Origin of the sequence: Mesorhizobium delmotii (assembly GCF_900149755.1) — a bacterium.
Classification (GTDB): Bacteria; Pseudomonadota; Alphaproteobacteria; order Rhizobiales; family Rhizobiaceae; genus Mesorhizobium; species Mesorhizobium delmotii.
The window spans coordinates 1047867-1063592 of sequence record NZ_FUIG01000013.1; the positions used below are offsets into that span (position 1 = coordinate 1047867).

Below are 15726 nucleotides of genomic sequence, written 5' to 3' on the forward strand. Positions count from 1 at the left end.
TGGAACGACGGCGGCATGATATCGCTCGTCGCATCATTTTCATGTCAGCAGGTTTGTCGATGCGGGTGCTGGTGGTCCAGAATTTCGACAGTGAGGGCCTTGGCCAGATCGGCGCAGCTCTTGTCGAGGCGGGCGCCGATATCGACCTGCGACGGCCCTATTGTGGCGAGGCGCTGCCGCACGACAGCACTGCGCACGACGCCATGGTCGTGCTCGGCGGCGCCCAGAATGCGCTGGATGACGAGATTTGTCCGTATTTTCCTGAACTGCTCGACCTGACGCGCGATTTCGCCGGCAAGGATCGCGCCGTGCTCGGTATTTGCCTTGGCAGCCAGCTGGTCGCACGTGCCTTCGGCGGCGAGAACCGGATCGGCGCCGCCTCGGAATTCGGTTGGCACAAGGTCTCGCTCACACCGGCGGCGAAGGCCGATCCGGTGCTCGCCGCACTGCCCGAAAATTTCCCCATCTTCGAGTGGCACGACGACACCTTTGTCTTGCCAGAAGATGCCGTGCGGCTCGCCGGCAACGAAGTCGCCGAGAACCAGGCGTTTCGCATCGGCCGGGCCGTCTATGGCTTCCAGTTCCATTTCGAGGCGGACCGGCCGATGGTCCGCGACTGGAGCACATCCTTCGCATCGCTCATTGCCGAACGGCATCCAGACTGGAGCGACCGGCTCGACGACGAAATGGCCGGCAACGGAGCGGATGCCGATGCCGCCGGGCTGGCCATCGCCCGCGCCTGGGTGGCGACGATCTGACGGCTGTCGGTGCCGACGTTGCATATTTGGCACGCCGGCAAAAATCCGCTGTGGACAGCTTGTTTCCTCCTTGGCTTGTGGCCGCCCGCCACCCTAGAAGGCACGCGCTCTGCATCTTCCGTGCAACGCGATGAACCTTTTGGGTCACTCGCGCGACACACCGCCGATACAGAACATGCCTAGAAGCGCGAAATCGTCGAAACTTTGCGACGCATTTTCCGTTTCAACCCAATCGTAACCCGCCTCGTGCACAGATGCAGAAAGCTCAACAAGAGATGACGTCCGTGAAAGCAGCGCTTCTGTCCTTTGTCATGTTGTCGGCCATCGTGTTGTGCGGCTTCGGCACCTATGCCGGCGACGCAGCCAACAACCACAACGCCGTCGACGGCTACGGCGTCACCGCCGCGCTTCGCTAAAACAAAGCCTTGAGGCGCGACGCGCTTTAAGCCTTCTCGCCTGACACCACCAGGATACGCTTGTCGGCGCCGTCGATGACGAGCGCGCTGAGATTCCCCGTCTGGTAGGCGAGCGTGTCGATATTGACGCGGTTGACCATCACCTCCGCCTCTGGCACCGGCGTGTGGCCATGCACCACGATCTTCGGATGCAGGCCGGAATGGTTGTGGAAGACATCGCGGATCCAGATCAGGTCCTGGGTGCTCTGACTTTCGAGCGCAATGCCTGGCCGGATGCCGGCATGGCAGAAGAAGAAGTCGCCGAAGGTCAGTGAAAACGGCAGCGACTGCAGGAAGTCGACATGGCTTTTCGGCACGGCCTCGACCAGCGCGGCATGGCCTTGCCGCAGCGCCGCCTCGGATCTGCCAAACCACGCGCCGCCACCTTCATTGAGCGCCACGCCATAGGATTGCGCGGTCTGGATGCCGCCATAGCGCATGAAAAGCCCATCCGCATCGGGAGCATTGAGGAAGTCGAGGAAGCCGATGTCGTGGTTGCCGGCGAGCATCAGGTGGCGCGGGTCGCGTTTCCGCACTTCGATCAGGAAATCGATGACGCTCTTGGAGTCCGGGCCGCGGTCGACATAGTCGCCGAGATGGATGACACGCCAGTCGGCCGGCGGCGCCTGGCGGATCTCGGCCGCAATCCGTCGGTACATGGCGGCGAGCAGGTCGAGCCGGCCATGCACGTCGCCGACCGCATAGATGCGCATGCCTTCCGGTCCGCGCGCGTCGAGAAAGTGGATGCCGGGGGTGGTCAATGCGTCCATCTCCGTGATCATGCCGTCACGGGCGTCTAACGCCGAAGCTGATCCTTGCCCATGTCGGTTACCAGACGCTTTCCGCACAGTGCCAGCGTTATGTCCATCTCCTTGCGGATGATTTCCAAGGCTTTTGTGACCCCTTCCTTGCCTAGCGCGCCGAGGCCGTAAAGGAAAGGCCGGCCGATATAGGTGCCCTTGGCGCCGAGGCACAGCGCCTTCAGCACGTCCTGGCCCGAGCGGATGCCGCCGTCCATATGCACCTCGATCGTGTCGCCGACCGCGTCGGCGATCTCTTCCAGCACCTCGATCGACGACGGCGCACCGTCGAGCTGGCGTCCGCCATGATTGGAGACGATGATCGCGTCGGCGCCGGTCTTGGCTGCCATCAGCGCGTCTTCCTTGTCGAGGATGCCCTTCAGGATCAGCTTGCCGCCCCAGCGCTCCTTGATCCAGGCAACGTCCTTCCACGACAGATGCGGATCGAATTGCTCCGTCGTCCACGATGACAGCGAGGTGAGGTCGCCGACGCCCTTGGCGTGGCCGACGATGTTGCGGAAGGTCCGGCGCCTGGTGCCTGCCATGCCAATGCACCAGCCCGGCCGGGTCGCCACCTGCCAGACATGCTTCGGCGTGAAGCGCGGCGGCGCCGAAAGCCCGTTGCGGATATCCTTGTGGCGCTGGCCGAGGATCTGCAGGTCGAGCGTCAGCACCAGCGCCGAGCATTTCGCCGCCTTCGCCCTGTCGATGAGACTGAGGACGAAATCCTTGTCGCGCAGCACATAGAGCTGGAACCAGAACGGCTTCTTGGTCACTGATGCAACATCCTCGATCGAACAGATGCTCATCGTCGACAGCGTGAACGGCACGCCGAACTCCTCCGCCGCCTGCGCCGCCAGCATCTCGCCGTCGGCATGCTGCATGCCGGTCATGCCAGTCGGCGCCAGCGCCACCGGCATCGCCACCTTCTCGCCGATCATGGTCGATTCCAGCGATCGGTTGCTCATGTCGACCATCACGCGCTGGCGGAACTTGATCTTTTGGAAGTCCTCCTCGTTGGCCCGGTAGGTGCTTTCGGTCCATCCACCGGAATCGGCATAGTCGAAGAACATCTTCGGCACGCGGCGGCGCGCCAGGTCCTTGAGATCGGCGATGGTGAGGATCATGCTCATGGGCTTCCCGCTGATTGTTCGCTAATTCGTCGCTGTTGATTTTTCTTAGCTGGCGCTCACGAGCGTCTCCTTGCCGGCTCGCCGTCGCCGGCTTCGGAGCGCTGCATCAGTCTCAGCCGCGACACACGCTGCCAGTCGCCGCTGCGCTCGGCCTCGGCCATGGTGCGTTCGACATGGGTGATGTGGTCCATCGCCGCTTGCCGTGCGGCCGCCGGATCGCCGGCCTTCACCGCCGCGTAGATCGCCTGGTGCTGCGAGAGCAGCGCTTCGCGCGCGCCCGGCACGTTGAACACCAGGAGCCGGTTCTGGAAGACGCCCTCCGACAGCAGCCGGTAGCACGAGCGCAGCGTGTGCAGGAGGATGATGTTGTGCGCGCATTCGCAGATCGCGTGGTGGAACTCGACGTCGATTTCCGCCTCGTCGTCGAAATTGCCGGTCCGGTGCGCCTCGTCCATGCGCGCCATGATGCGGTCGAGCAGCGCCAGGTCGTCTGATGTGGCGCGCCGCGCCGCATACTCGGCCGCCACCGCCTCGATCTCGCGGCGGTATTCCAGATAGTCGGTCGCCGCCTTGCGGTGCATGGATATCAGGTCCGTCACCGGCTTGGTGAACAACTGGCCGATGACGTCGGCGACATGGGTGCCGCCGCCGGGCCGCGTGGTCAAAAGCCCGCGCCCCTCCAGCGCCTTCAGCGCATCGCGCAGGATCGGCCGCGACACCTCGAACCGGCGTGCCAGCTCGCGCTCGCCCGGCAGCCTGTCGCCGGTGCGCAGAACGCCTTCGAGGATCAGGCTCTCGATCTGCTGCATCACCTCGTCGGCGGTGCGGGAATGCTCGATCCTGGAGAAAATGTCGCTCAACGGGGATGCCTGGGGATTGAACCGGTGCCGCGCAAGATAAAGCCAGCGTCGCCAACTGGTCAAATTATTTATCCAATTCGTCGGTTTGGCCGGGTTCAACCTCGTCGCGGCATATCGCTTTCGGCTAACTTGTCGTTTGCGTCCCCCGGCAATTGGCTCTAGAGGGACGCGAGTGCACCGAGCCCGGGGGACCAGCCGTGGCAGATGACCCGTCCAATCTCGAATTTCAGCCGCGCGTTGAGGGCAGCGTCATGGGCTTTCCCGCGCATGAGGGACGGCCTGGCGCGCTCGGCGAGGTTCACGCCCGTCCGCATCCGCTGGTCGAGAAACCGCGCGTGCTGGTGCAGCTTTCGTTCATGACCGAAGCTGGGTCCGGCGTCGACCAAGCCGTGCTTTCCGAATTGTCGCGGCGCCTCGGCATCGCCGTGCCTGACCCTCATGCCCGCCACCACGCGATGAAGTGGGGCAAGGGCTCGCTGCGCTGGGAACGGCACACGGAATTCTCCACCTATCTGTGGGAAGGACCGCTCTCGGAGAGCGGCCAGCGCCAGGAAGGTTCGCCTTTCGGCAACGGGTTTTCGCCGCCGGGAACGGTGATTTCCGGCATCAGACTCGAAATCCGCAAATGGACGCAGGCGAGCGAAAGGCTGATCGCCGGCTTCGACCCGACCAGCCTGTGCTATTCGCTGGTCGAGCGCGGCAACGCCGCCATCGTCACCGATTTCCGCCAGGACGGTGACGGCATGACCCGCATGCTGGTGCTCGACCGCGGCCTGACGCCGGCACGCACCGGCGCGCTGGCGCAACGGCTGATCGATATCGAAACCTACCGCACGCTGGCCATGCTTGGCCTGCCGCTGGCGCTGATGCTGTCCGGTCGCGCGCGCCGCATTGAGGACAGGCTGGCACAGACCACACTGGAAATGAAAGTCGCCGAAACCCGCGACAACCAGACGCTGCTTGCCGACCTGACCGAGCTTGCCGCCGAACTGGAGGCCGATGCAGCCTCCAGCCTCTATCGCTTCGGCGCCAGCCGCGCCTATGACGGCATCGTCCGCGAACGGCTGGAGGCGCTGGAGGAAGAAGCGGTGCCCGGCTACGACACCTGGGGCGGTTTCCTGCAGCGCCGCGTCGCCCCAGCCATGCGCACCTGCCGTTCGGTCGAGGAGCGTCAGGCCAATCTGTCGACGAAACTCACCCGCGCCACCACGCTGCTGCGCACCTGGGTTGACGTCGAGGTCGAGAAGCAGAACCGCGATCTGCTGGCGTCGATGAACAACCGCGCCCGCCTGCAATTGCGGCTGCAGCAGACAGTGGAGGGTCTCTCGGTCGCGGCCGTCTCCTACTACGTCGTCGGCCTCATCGGCTACGTCGCCAAGGGCGCCTCGATCTTCGGCCGTGCCGTCGCGCCCGAGGTCGTCACCGCCGCCTCGGTGCCGCTCGCCATCCTGCTGGTCTGGTGGGGCGTGCGCCGTGTGCGCCGCCTGCACTCCGAACCCGCCAAGCAGGCAGCGGAGTAAAAGCCTTACCCTCCCCCTTGTGGGGAGGGTCGGCGAGCAAGCTGAGCGAAGCGAAGTTTGCGAAACAGGGTGGGGATGCTCATAAAGCGCGTCCCTCTCGCCGACCCCCACCCGCTCACTTCGTTCGCGACCCTCCCCACAAGGGGGTGTTTGGACCGGGGACATCGCGCTCGTGTCCTCGAATGGCATCTCGAACCTCCCGGCGCAAAGCGCGCCAAACTGTTCGCGATGTCCTCGCACACCTGTTCGCGATGTCCCGGTCCAAACAAGGGAGAGGGTAAAACTGCAGCGGCAGATTGTCGCCGCGGAAGGCGGTGCAGGTGTCGGCTCCGATTTCGGCCAAAGCAGGATTTGCAACAGGCGCCTCCCGCTGGTAAAAGATTTTTACCAGTCGATCGAAGGAGACTGTTGATGTCCGGCCTGCTGATGCCGAAGCCAGACGACGCCACGATGCGCCGGCGCGACGAGATCGTCGCCGATATGCGCATCATCGTGCCGGGCGAAGGCGTCGTCGACGCTGCCAATTCGATGCGCGCCTTCGAGAGCGACGGCCTCACCGCCTATCGGCAATTGCCGCTGGTCGTGGTGCTGCCCGAAACGGTGGTGCAGGTCTCGCGCGTGCTGAAATATTGCAACGACCGCAACATCCGCGTTGTGCCGCGCGGTTCCGGCACCTCGCTGTCCGGCGGCGCGCTGCCGCTGGAAGACGCCGTGCTGCTGGTGATGAGCAGGTTCAACCGCATTCTCGAGATCGATTTTCCCAACCGCATCGTCGTCGCCCAGCCGGGCGTCACCAATCTCGGCATCACCACCGCCGTCGAGCAGGAGGGCTTTTATTACGCCCCCGATCCATCCTCCCAAATCGCCTGCTCGATCGGCGGCAATGTCGCGGAGAATTCCGGCGGCGTGCATTGCCTGAAATACGGCCTCACCGCCAATAATGTGCTCGGCATCGAGATGGTGCTGATGAACGGCGAGGTGGTGCGGCTCGGCGGCAAGCATCTCGACGCGGAAGGCTACGACCTGCTCGGGGTGATGACCGGTTCCGAAGGGCTTCTCGGCGTCGTCACCGAGGTCACCGTGCGGATACTGAAGAAGCCGGAGACGGCGCGCGCGCTGCTGATCGGCTTCCCGACCAGCGAGCAGGGCGGTCAATGCGTCGCCGACATCATCGGCGCCGGCATCATCCCGGGCGGCATGGAGATGATGGACCGCCCGGCGATCCACGCGGCCGAGGATTTCGTCCATGCCGGTTATCCCTTGGATGTCGAGGCGCTGCTGATCGTCGAGCTGGACGGGCCGGCGGTTGAGGTTGATCATTTGATCGGCCTGGTTGAGGCGATCGCCTATAGGAACGGCTCGACCACATGCCGCATCTCGCAATCGGAGCAGGAGCGGCTGAGTTTTTGGGCCGGCCGCAAAGCTGCCTTTCCGGCGGTCGGCCGCATTTCGCCCGACTATTACTGCATGGACGGCACCATTCCGCGCAAGGAACTGCCGCGCGTGCTGCACGGCATGCGCGAACTCTCCGAAAAATACGGGCTCGGCGTCGCCAATGTCTTCCATGCCGGCGACGGCAATCTGCATCCGCTCATCCTCTATGACGCCAATGTGCCGGGCGAGCTCGACAAGGCGGAAAGTTTCGGCGCCGACATTTTGCGGCTCTGCGTCAAGGTCGGCGGCGTGCTGACCGGCGAGCACGGCGTGGGGGTGGAGAAGCGCGACCTGATGCCGGAAATGTTCAACCAGAACGATCTCGACCAGCAGATGCGGGTCAAATGCGCTTTCGATCCCAACCATCTGCTCAATCCGGGCAAGGTGTTTCCGCAGTTGCGCCGTTGCGCCGAGCTCGGACGCATGCACGTGCATCGCGGCCAGACGGCGTTTCCGGACATTCCGAGGTTTTGAGGTGATGGGGTTTCGCCTCACTAACGCCGCGATCCTTCGCGCCCCCCTCTGTCCTGCCGGACATCTCCCCCACAAGGGGGGAGATCGGCCGTCATTTTCGCTTTCGTCAATCTCCAACGTTGCAGGGAGAGTGTCGTCCACGAAGCTGCCAATCTCCCCCCTAGTGGGGGAGATGTCCGGCAGGACAGAGGGGGGCGCGACAGAACTCGACCTATCGTCCTTTGAGGTGGTTCTGCGGCCATGACCACCTTCACCCCGTCCAGCGCCGCCGAAACCCTCGCCACCGTCGCCTGGGCTGCCGCGGAAGACTCGCCGCTCGAAATTCTCGGTCACGGCTCCAAGCGCGGCATCGGCCGTCCGCTGCAGACGGAGCACACGCTCGACCTGTCGAAACTTTCCGGCGTGACACTCTACGAACCGGCCGAACTGGTGCTGTCGGCAAAGGCCGGCACGCCGCTGGCCGAGATCGAAACACTGCTCGCCGACAACGGTCAGCAGCTTGCCTTCGAGCCGCTGGACTATGGCCCGCTGCTCGGCGGCGAAAAGGGAAAAGGTACGATCGGCGGCGTGCTGGCTGCGAACCTTTGCGGTCCGCGCCGGCTGAAGGCGGGGGCGGCGCGCGACCATATTCTCGGCATAGCAGCGGTTTCGGGTCGGGGCGAGGCGTTCAAGTCGGGCGGTCGCGTGGTCAAGAACGTCACCGGCTACGACCTCTCCAAGCTCATGGCCAACAGCTGGGGCACGCTTGCCGTCCTCACCGACGTCACCTTCAAGGTGCTGCCATCAGCCGAGACCGAAGTCACGCTGGCTTTGCGCGGCCTGCTCGACGATCATGCCGCGGCCGCCATGGCGCTGGCGCTCGGCTCCAGTGCCGAAGTGTCGAGTACTGCCCATCTTCCCGAACGCGTTGCCGCACGGGTCGCCGGCGGCAGTCTCGGCAGCGCGGCGGCGACGCTGCTGCGCGTCGAGGGGTTCGGGCCGTCGGTCGCCTACCGCATCGCCACGCTGAAAGATCTGCTCGGAAATGCCGGCCCGCTCGAGGAAATTTCGGGCGAGATCTCGCGCTCCGTCTGGCGCGATGTCCGCGATTGCGCGCCGTTTGCCGACGGCCTGGAAAAGCCGGTGTGGCGCGTGTCGATGGCGCCGGCGCAAGGCCACCAGATGGTGCTGGCGCTGCGCATGCAGGCGGCGGTCGATGCCTTCTATGACTGGCAGGGCGGACTGATCTGGCTGCGCATGGAGCATGGCGATCCCGAAGCCGATCTTCTGCGCGGACTGGTGAGACAGTATGGCGGCGGCCATGCGACGCTGGTGCGCGCCGCCCCCTCGCATCGCGCAGCTGTGCCGGTGTTCGAGCCGCAGGTGCCGCAGCTGGCAGCATTGTCGGCCAAGCTCAAAGCCGAATTCGATCCCAAGAATATCCTCAATCCCGGCCGTATGGCGCCGGCTGCAGGCTCTGCTACTCTTGGCCCGGCAACCGAGGGAGCAGCATCATGAGCGACACCAATCCAGGCCCGGTTGATTCAAATAAGCCCGCACCGCGCCAGACCGACCGCTGGCTGGAGCCGGGTTCGACCAACGCACTGGTCATCTACATCCTTTATCTCGCCAGCCTCGTCATCGGCGTCACCGGTATTGTCGGCATCGTTCTGGCCTATATCAACCGCGGCAAGGCTGGCGGCTTCGTCGAGAGCCACTACACATTCCTGATCCGCACCTTCTGGATCGGTCTGCTCTATGCGCTGATCTCGGCTGGGCTGATGATGGTGGCGATAGGCTTCGTGCTGATGTTCGCCGTCGCCGTGTGGTTCATCGCCCGCTGCATTCTCGGCCTGCAGGCGCTGCAGCGTGGCGAGCCGGTCAAAGACCCGGAAAGTTGGTTCCTCGGATTATAGGTTTTTTGCGTGCAGACCAATTTCTCAGCTGCCCAGCTTGCCGATCCGCATGTCGCGGAATCGGAAAAGATCCTGCGCAAATGCGTGCATTGCGGCTTCTGCACGGCCACCTGTCCGACCTATGTGACACTAGGCAACGAGCTGGATTCGCCGCGCGGGCGGATCTACCTGATCAAGGACATGCTGGAGAACGGCCGCCCCGCCGACAAGGAGATCGTCACCCATATCGACCGTTGCCTGTCCTGCCTCGCCTGCATGACCACCTGCCCGTCTGGCGTCAACTACATGCATCTGGTCGACCATGCCCGCGCCCATATCGAGGAAACCTACAGGCGCCCGCTGCCCGATCGGCTGACGCGCGCCATGCTGGCCTTGGTCCTGCCTTATCCCTCGCGCTTTCGCGCTGCGCTCAAGCTGGCGAGGCTCGCGCAGCCATTCGCCGGTCTGTTCGAAAAGATCCCGGCGCTGAAGCCGCTTGGCGCGATGCTCAAGCTCGCTCCGGCGTCGGTTCCCGCGGTCTCGCCAATGGCTTCTCCGGGCATCCATGCCGGGCAGGGCGCAACAAAAAACGGCCGCGTCGCCATCCTCACCGGCTGCGCACAATCCGTGCTCGATCCCGGCATCAACGATACGACGATCGCCCTGCTGACGCGGCTCGGCGTCGAGGTCGTGGTGCCCGAGGGCGAGGGCTGCTGCGGCGCGCTGGTCCATCATATGGGTCGCGAGGAGGCAGCGCTTGCCTCGGCGAGGCGCAATGTCGACGCCTGGACACGCGCGATCGACCGGGGCGGGTTGGATGCCATCGTCATCACCGCGTCCGGGTGCGGCACTACGATCAAGGACTATGGCTTCATGCTGCGACTCGATCCGGCCTATGCGGAAAAAGCGGCGCGCGTGTCGGCGCTGGCCAAGGACATCACCGAATATCTGGCAAGCATCGATCTGCCCGAGCCGGTGCGCCAGCCCGGCACGATCGTCGCCTATCACTCGGCCTGCTCGATGCAGCACGGCCAAAAAATCACCCGCCAGCCGAAGGAGCTTCTGGCCAAGGCCGGCTTCGTCGTGCGCGAGCCGCGCGAAGGGCATCTATGCTGCGGCTCGGCCGGCACCTACAACATCCTGCAATCCGAGATTTCGGCTCAGCTGCGTGACCGCAAGGTCAGGAATATCGAGGCGACGGGTGCTGAAATCGTCGCCACCGGCAACATCGGCTGCATCACCCAGATCGCCTCGGCTGCGAAGCTGCCGGTGGTGCACACGATAAAACTGCTCGACTGGGCCTATGGCGGCCCGAAGCCGGACGGCGTTCCGGACAAAAGGGCAGTCGTGGCGGCGGAGTGATTCACTGACGCTCGCGAAGCGCTCCGTCTTATTCCGCCGCCAGCTTATCCGCCGTCCCGTAGGTCGCTTGGTAGCGCGCGCGTTGCCGGCTGAGCGCTACCATCGTGTTGCGCAAAAGGATCGCCACGGTGATGGGGCCGACGCCGCCTGGCACCGGCGTGATCCAGGACGCTACTTCCTTGACGCTCTCGGCGTCGACGTCGCCGACGATGCGGCTCTCCCCGTCCGGTCCGATCTCGGCATTGATGCCGATGTCGATGACGGCTGCACCCGGCTTGACCATGTCGGCCTTGATCAGCCGCGGCCTGCCGACCGCGACGAACAGCGCATCGGCGCGGCGCGCATGAGCAGCCACCGAGCGCGTCATGTGATGGCAGACCGTCACGGTGGCGCCCTCGCTCATCAGCAGGAAGGCGATCGGCTTGCCGACGATCTCGGAGTGACCGACGATGACGACCTCGAGCCCCTTGAGATCGAGACCGGTTTCCTTGAGCAGTTCGACCGAGGCGGCGGCCGTGCACGGCGCGAGGTCTAGCTGGTTATAGACGATGTTGCCGATGGAAGCCGGATGCATGCCCTCGACATCCTTGAGCGGATGCACCGCCGCCTGAAGGATCTTGATCGGGATATGCGCCGGCACCGGCCGCTGGATGATGATACCGGTGACGCGCGGATCGGCATTCAGGCCATGGATTGCCGCTTCCAGTTCGCCGGCGGTGATGTCGGCGGCAAACCGCCTTTCCTCGAAGCCGATACCGGCCAATGCCGCCTTGGCGCGCTGGTTGCGCACATAGACATCGACTGCAGCTGTGTCGCCGACGGTGATCGATATCAGGTTGGGCGGAAAACCTTCGGCGGTGGCGACCGCTGCATCCTCGCGCACGGCAGCGATGATGCGCTGGGCGACCGGGCCGCCCCTGAGATAGCGGTTGTCATCGGACAGGGACATGGAGATAGGCCTTTGTCTGGAAGCGTTGCAGCCGACATAGCAAAATAACGAGGAGAATGGCAGCGAGAATGCGAACCGCCATACCTCTGGCGCGACGTACCGGCCAAGCCTGATCCCGCCAACCCCGATCCTATCGTGTCCCAGAAACAAAAAGGGCAGCGCGGCTTGCCGCGCTGCCCTTTCGTGACTGGCCGCATCCCCACACGGCCCGTCCCCCGTATCCAATGATCCAGAGTCTTCTGGACACACTCAGCAATAAAATCAACTGCAGATTACATCACCACAACCGTCGTGCCAACATCGACCCGCTCGTAGAGGTCGACGACGTCTTCGTTGCGCATGCGAATGCAGCCCGACGACACCGCGCCGCCGATCGTCCAGGGCTGGTTGGTGCCGTGGATGCGGTAGAGCGTCGAGCCGAGATAAAGCGCGCGCGCGCCGAGCGGATTCTCGACGCCGCCGGCGACATAGGTCGGCAGATAACGGCCTTTGGCGGCCTCACGCGAAATCATCACCGCCGGCGGCCGCCATTCGGGCCAGACCCTCTTCTGCGAGATCCTGTGCTTGCCGGCCCATTCGAAGCCCGGCTTGCCGGTGCCGACGCCATAGCGCCGCGCCTTGCCGTTGTTCTCGACCAGATAGAGGAAATTCTCCCTCGTATCGATGACGATCGTGCCCGGCTTCTCCGGGCCGTCATAGGCGACTTCCTGCGGCAGGTAGATCGGGTTGATCTGCGGGCGCGCGACCAGGCGCTTCTTGGCCGGCGCCTGCATCGCGGCCGTGTGCAGCTCAGCCGGTTGCGCCTGCCGTTGAGAACGGCGCTGCGGCTTTTGCATCTCTTGCCGGTTCTGGCGGACGATGCCCGGCGCGCGGCCAAGCTGCAGCACCCAGGGCGCTGAAAGGTCGGGGCTCACCATCACCGGCGGCCTGTCGGCATAACGGTCATTGGCGCTGGAGGATGTAGCGGCAGTGGCCAGCACGGCTGCGGCGCCGAGCAGCGGGAACAAAAATGTCTTCATCGGAACGCACCTTGATCGTCGAACACGCCGGGCGAAAGCGTCCCCGGTTCGCGGACATTGGGCGCGGAGCAGCAACCGAAACATGAATCGGAATGCGTAAAATGCTCCATTGTCAGTAAAGCTTTCGGTGTGGTTACCGGCCGGTTCAGGAATCTGGTAAAGCCGCGGTAAAGGCAGCGCTGAGGCGTATTAACGAATGGAATTCCGCCATGGATGAGAAGACAGGCCTGCTCGCCGGCCCCGATGGTATCGCGCGCTGCTTCTGGCACGGCAATCTGCCGGATTATCTGCACTACCACGATCATGAATGGGGCCGGCCGGTCACCGACGACCGCAGGCTGTTCGAAAAGATCTGTCTCGAAGGCTTTCAATCGGGCCTGTCCTGGCTGACCATATTGCGCAAGCGCGAGAACTTCCGCGAGGCGTTCGCCGGCTTCGATGTCGACAAGATCGCCGCCTTTACCGACGAGGATGTCGAGCGCCTGCTCGGCAATGCCGGCATCATCCGCCACCGCGGCAAGATCGTCTCGACCATCAACAACGCCAAGCGCGCGCGTGAATTGGCCGACGAGGCCGGCTCACTGGCGGCCTGGTTCTGGAAGTTCGAACCCGGCCCGGACGAACGGCCCGAAATCGTCGATCTCGCCCATCTGCGCGCCAACCCGACCACGGCGGTCTCGGTGCGCATTTCCAAGGAGCTGAAGAAGCGCGGCTGGAGCTTTGTCGGCCCGACCACCGTCTACGCCTTCATGCAGGCCATGGGGCTGGTCAATGACCATCTCGAGGGTTGCGTCTGCCGTGAGCAGGTCGAGGCGGAGCGCAAGGCGTTCAAGCGGCCGAAGTAGCATCCTTCTTGCCTTTTCCCACACGGGGAGAAGGCAAGGGGCGCTCAAAAACTCAAACGCCGCCGGCGCCGGCCAGAAAGAGCCCGGCGACGATGGCTGCCAACGTTGCGAAGGCCGGATAGATGACCAGCAGGCCAGTTATCAGCGCATCGCGCATGGTCGGTCCCGTACGCTTGTCTGCGGCAACCTCGAATGGTCCCGCCATTTGGGCTGCAGGTCTCGGTGCATGATGATCGGCCGGCCGCAGCCGGGGCAGCTCGCGGGCGCCGCTGTCGATAATGTCGAATTTCCGTGCCGTGGTCATGGCCCGAACCCCTTGTTTCGGCGCGCTTTATCGGCTGCGATTGTGTCGGCACGATGCCGCGCTTATGGCGGAATTGTTTCAGCTTTTTCCTTCTCCCCTTGTGGGAGAAGGTGGATCGGCGCGTAGCGCCGAGACGGTTGAGGGGTGTTGGACGGAGCGCGGTCGATGCCAAGCGGAGCCTGTCCTCGGGCTTGCCGAAGGCAAGACCCGTGGGCTCGGGCACCTTCTTCCACACGGAGAGAGACAGGCGGCAAACCCTTGCCGCGCCAAGTCCCATCGGTTAGGACACGCCCACTCGAAATAAGTCAGTTTTTACTTAGCAAAAAGACCCATGCCATGGCCGACAAATCGGAAAAGATGAAAGCGCGGCTGCCGCGCGGGCTTGTCGACCGCGGCGCCGACGACATCCGCGCCGTCGAGAAGATGATGGCGACGATCCGCGCGGTCTATGAGCTTTACGGCTTCGAGCCGGTCGACCAGCCGCTGATCGAATACACCGATGCGCTGGGCAAATTCCTGCCCGATCAGGATCGGCCGAACGAGGGCGTATTCTCGTTCCAGGACGACGACGACCAGTGGCTGTCGCTGCGCTACGATTTGACTGCGCCGATGGCGCGCTTCGTCGCCGAGAATTACGAGCGCCTGCCGAAACCCTATCGCAGCTACCGCTCCGGCTGGGTGTTTCGCAACGAGAAGCCCGGCCCCGGTCGCTTCCGCCAGTTCATGCAGTTCGACGCCGATACTGTGGGCACGCCGGGCGTTGCCGCCGACGCCGAGATGGCGATGATGATGGCCGACGTGATGGAAGCGCTCGGCATCAAGCGCAGCGACTACGTCATCCGGGTCAACAACCGCAAGGTGCTCGACGGCGTGCTCGAGGCGATTGGCCTCGGTGGCGACGAGAACGTCGGCCGCCGGCTGCAGGTGCTGAGGGCTATCGACAAGCTGGATAAGTTTGGTCCGGAAGGCGTCAAGCTTTTGCTGGGCGAAGGTCGTTGGGACGGCGGTAAGGAAGGCGAGGGGGATTTCACCAAGGGTGCTGGACTGGACGAGGTTCAAGCAGAGTTCGTTGTCGCCGTCATTCTTCATAGCCAACACGTTGAGGCTGGGCTCAAAAACCATGTAGGGAAATGGAACGGGGCACTTGAGGCCAACCCCACGGCCGAAGCGGGATTTGCTGAACTCAAAGAGATTGAAGCGCTTGTCCTAGCTGCCGGCTATGGTCCGGACCGCATTCGCATCGACCCCTCGGTCGTTCGTGGCCTCGAATATTACACCGGTCCGGTCTACGAAGCCGAGCTCCTGGCCGAGATCCCCAACGAAGAGGGAAAAATCGTGCGCTTCGGTTCGGTCGGCGGCGGCGGTCGTTATGACGGCCTTGTCTCGCGTTTTCGTGGCGAGCCGGTGCCGGCGACCGGCTTTTCCATCGGCGTCTCCCGGCTGATGACGGCGCTGAAGAACCTCGGCAAGCTCGACATGTCGGATGTCGTCGCGCCGGTCGTCGTGCTCACCATGGACAAGGACACGGAAAGCCTCGGCCGCTACCAGAAGATGGTGGCCGGTCTGCGTGCCGCCGGCATCCGCTCGGAAATGTATCTCGGCGGCGCCGGCATGAAGGCGCAGCTCAAATACGCCGACCGCCGCGGCAGCCCGGTCGCCATCATCCAGGGCGGCGACGAGCGGGCGAAAGGCGAGGTGCAGATCAAGGACCTGATCGAAGGCGCCCGAATGTCGGCCGAAATCGCCGACAATGCCGAATGGCGCGCGGCACGGCCGGCGCAGGTGACGGTTGCGGAAAGCGAACTGGTTGCTGAGGTGAGGAAGATACTGGCGGCGCAGGCGGAGGAGCGGGCGCGTGGTAAGTAGAGGTCGCGTTTCGTCGCGCCCCCCTCTGTCCTGCCGGACATCTCCCCCACTTGGGGGGAGATCGCACGACCTT

General features: G+C 64.0%; 15 protein-coding genes. 9 read left to right on the forward strand and 6 right to left on the reverse strand.

The window, feature by feature from the left end:
- Positions 1-59: 59 nt before the first annotated feature.
- Both BQ8482_RS06515 and BQ8482_RS40005 read left to right on the forward strand, forming a co-directional pair.
- A complete protein-coding gene (locus BQ8482_RS06515; RefSeq protein WP_123147429.1) occupies positions 60-758 on the forward strand; it encodes a type 1 glutamine amidotransferase in 699 nt (232 codons plus the stop codon).
- 284 nt (positions 759-1042) lie between these two features.
- A complete protein-coding gene (locus BQ8482_RS40005; RefSeq protein ID WP_258124092.1) occupies positions 1043-1174 on the forward strand; it encodes a hypothetical protein in 132 nt (43 codons plus the stop codon).
- Between the two features lie 26 nt (positions 1175-1200).
- Here the strand turns inward: BQ8482_RS40005 and BQ8482_RS06525 are convergent, their stop codons facing one another.
- Genes BQ8482_RS06525 through BQ8482_RS06535 form a run of 3 tightly spaced genes read right to left on the reverse strand, consistent with a single transcriptional unit; the run spans position 1201 to position 4006 of the window.
- A complete protein-coding gene (locus BQ8482_RS06525; RefSeq protein WP_123147430.1) occupies positions 1201-1974 on the reverse strand; it encodes a metallophosphoesterase in 774 nt (257 codons plus the stop codon).
- Positions 1975-2009: 35 nt separating this feature from the next.
- Entirely contained in the window at positions 2010-3146 is a 1137-nt protein-coding gene (locus BQ8482_RS06530; protein WP_123146726.1) for an alpha-hydroxy acid oxidase, read from the reverse strand.
- A gap of 56 nt (positions 3147-3202) precedes the next feature.
- Positions 3203-4006, reverse strand: a complete 804-nt coding sequence (locus tag BQ8482_RS06535) for a FadR/GntR family transcriptional regulator (RefSeq protein ID WP_123146727.1) — start codon at positions 4004-4006, stop codon at positions 3203-3205.
- A gap of 197 nt (positions 4007-4203) precedes the next feature.
- Between BQ8482_RS06535 and BQ8482_RS06540 the strand changes: the two genes are divergently transcribed.
- The 5 genes from BQ8482_RS06540 to glcF all read left to right on the forward strand — a co-directional run bounded on the left by BQ8482_RS06540 (position 4204) and on the right by glcF (position 10670).
- The gene (locus tag BQ8482_RS06540) at positions 4204-5526 is read left to right on the forward strand and encodes a DUF3422 family protein (RefSeq protein ID WP_123146728.1); all 1323 of its coding nucleotides are present in this window, start codon (positions 4204-4206) and stop codon (positions 5524-5526) included.
- Positions 5527-5937: 411 nt separating this feature from the next.
- Entirely contained in the window at positions 5938-7434 is a 1497-nt protein-coding gene (locus BQ8482_RS06545) for an FAD-linked oxidase C-terminal domain-containing protein (protein WP_123146729.1), read from the forward strand.
- A 240-nt stretch (positions 7435-7674) separates the two neighbouring features.
- Positions 7675-8931 carry an FAD-binding protein gene (locus tag BQ8482_RS06555; protein ID WP_123146731.1) on the forward strand — a complete coding sequence of 419 codons (1257 nt, stop codon included), beginning with the start codon at positions 7675-7677 and terminating at the stop codon, positions 8929-8931.
- Entirely contained in the window at positions 8928-9329 is a 402-nt protein-coding gene (locus BQ8482_RS06560) for a DUF4870 family protein (protein ID WP_123146732.1), read from the forward strand. The genes BQ8482_RS06555 and BQ8482_RS06560 overlap by 4 nt, the downstream gene beginning before the upstream one ends.
- Before the next feature lie 9 nt (positions 9330-9338).
- A complete protein-coding gene (gene glcF / locus BQ8482_RS06565; protein WP_123146733.1) occupies positions 9339-10670 on the forward strand; it encodes a glycolate oxidase subunit GlcF in 1332 nt (443 codons plus the stop codon).
- A gap of 28 nt (positions 10671-10698) precedes the next feature.
- On the opposite strand, the gene BQ8482_RS06570 is transcribed toward glcF, so the two are convergent.
- Positions 10699-11619: a bifunctional 5,10-methylenetetrahydrofolate dehydrogenase/5,10-methenyltetrahydrofolate cyclohydrolase gene (locus BQ8482_RS06570; RefSeq protein ID WP_123146734.1), complete on the reverse strand. Its 921-nt coding sequence runs from the start codon at positions 11617-11619 to the stop codon at positions 10699-10701.
- A 272-nt stretch (positions 11620-11891) separates the two neighbouring features.
- Entirely contained in the window at positions 11892-12638 is a 747-nt protein-coding gene (locus BQ8482_RS06575) for a L,D-transpeptidase (RefSeq protein WP_123146735.1), read from the reverse strand.
- 209 nt (positions 12639-12847) lie between these two features.
- Here BQ8482_RS06575 and BQ8482_RS06580 point away from each other — a divergent pair, with 209 nt between their 5' ends.
- A complete protein-coding gene (locus BQ8482_RS06580) occupies positions 12848-13483 on the forward strand; it encodes a DNA-3-methyladenine glycosylase I (RefSeq protein WP_123146736.1) in 636 nt (211 codons plus the stop codon).
- Positions 13484-13535: 52 nt separating this feature from the next.
- Here BQ8482_RS06580 and BQ8482_RS06585 read toward each other — a convergent pair whose 3' ends face one another.
- The gene (locus tag BQ8482_RS06585; RefSeq protein WP_123146737.1) at positions 13536-13787 is read right to left on the reverse strand and encodes a hypothetical protein; all 252 of its coding nucleotides are present in this window, start codon (positions 13785-13787) and stop codon (positions 13536-13538) included.
- Positions 13788-14123: 336 nt separating this feature from the next.
- Between BQ8482_RS06585 and hisS the strand changes: the two genes are divergently transcribed.
- Complete coding sequence (gene hisS, locus BQ8482_RS06590; RefSeq protein WP_123146738.1) at positions 14124-15653, forward strand: histidine--tRNA ligase; 1530 nt, start codon at positions 14124-14126, stop codon at positions 15651-15653.
- Positions 15654-15726 lie beyond the last annotated feature (73 nt).

What these genes read in the sequence shown, in the direction of transcription:
- BQ8482_RS06555 (WP_123146731.1), top strand. Translation starts at nt 7,675, where the DNA reads ATGACCACCTTCACCCCGTCCAGCGCCGCCGAAACCCTCGCCACCGTC.
- BQ8482_RS06545 (WP_123146729.1), top strand. Translation starts at nt 5,938, where the DNA reads ATGTCCGGCCTGCTGATGCCGAAGCCAGACGACGCCACGATGCGCCGG.
- BQ8482_RS06530 (WP_123146726.1), bottom strand. Translation starts at nt 3,146, where the DNA reads ATGAGCATGATCCTCACCATCGCCGATCTCAAGGACCTGGCGCGCCGC.
- BQ8482_RS06575 (WP_123146735.1), bottom strand. Translation starts at nt 12,638, where the DNA reads ATGAAGACATTTTTGTTCCCGCTGCTCGGCGCCGCAGCCGTGCTGGCC.
- BQ8482_RS06570 (WP_123146734.1), bottom strand. Translation starts at nt 11,619, where the DNA reads ATGTCCCTGTCCGATGACAACCGCTATCTCAGGGGCGGCCCGGTCGCC.
- BQ8482_RS06515 (WP_123147429.1), top strand. Translation starts at nt 60, where the DNA reads ATGCGGGTGCTGGTGGTCCAGAATTTCGACAGTGAGGGCCTTGGCCAG.
- BQ8482_RS06560 (WP_123146732.1), top strand. Translation starts at nt 8,928, where the DNA reads ATGAGCGACACCAATCCAGGCCCGGTTGATTCAAATAAGCCCGCACCG.
- hisS (WP_123146738.1), top strand. Translation starts at nt 14,124, where the DNA reads ATGGCCGACAAATCGGAAAAGATGAAAGCGCGGCTGCCGCGCGGGCTT.
- BQ8482_RS06585 (WP_123146737.1), bottom strand. Translation starts at nt 13,787, where the DNA reads ATGACCACGGCACGGAAATTCGACATTATCGACAGCGGCGCCCGCGAG.
- BQ8482_RS06580 (WP_123146736.1), top strand. Translation starts at nt 12,848, where the DNA reads ATGGATGAGAAGACAGGCCTGCTCGCCGGCCCCGATGGTATCGCGCGC.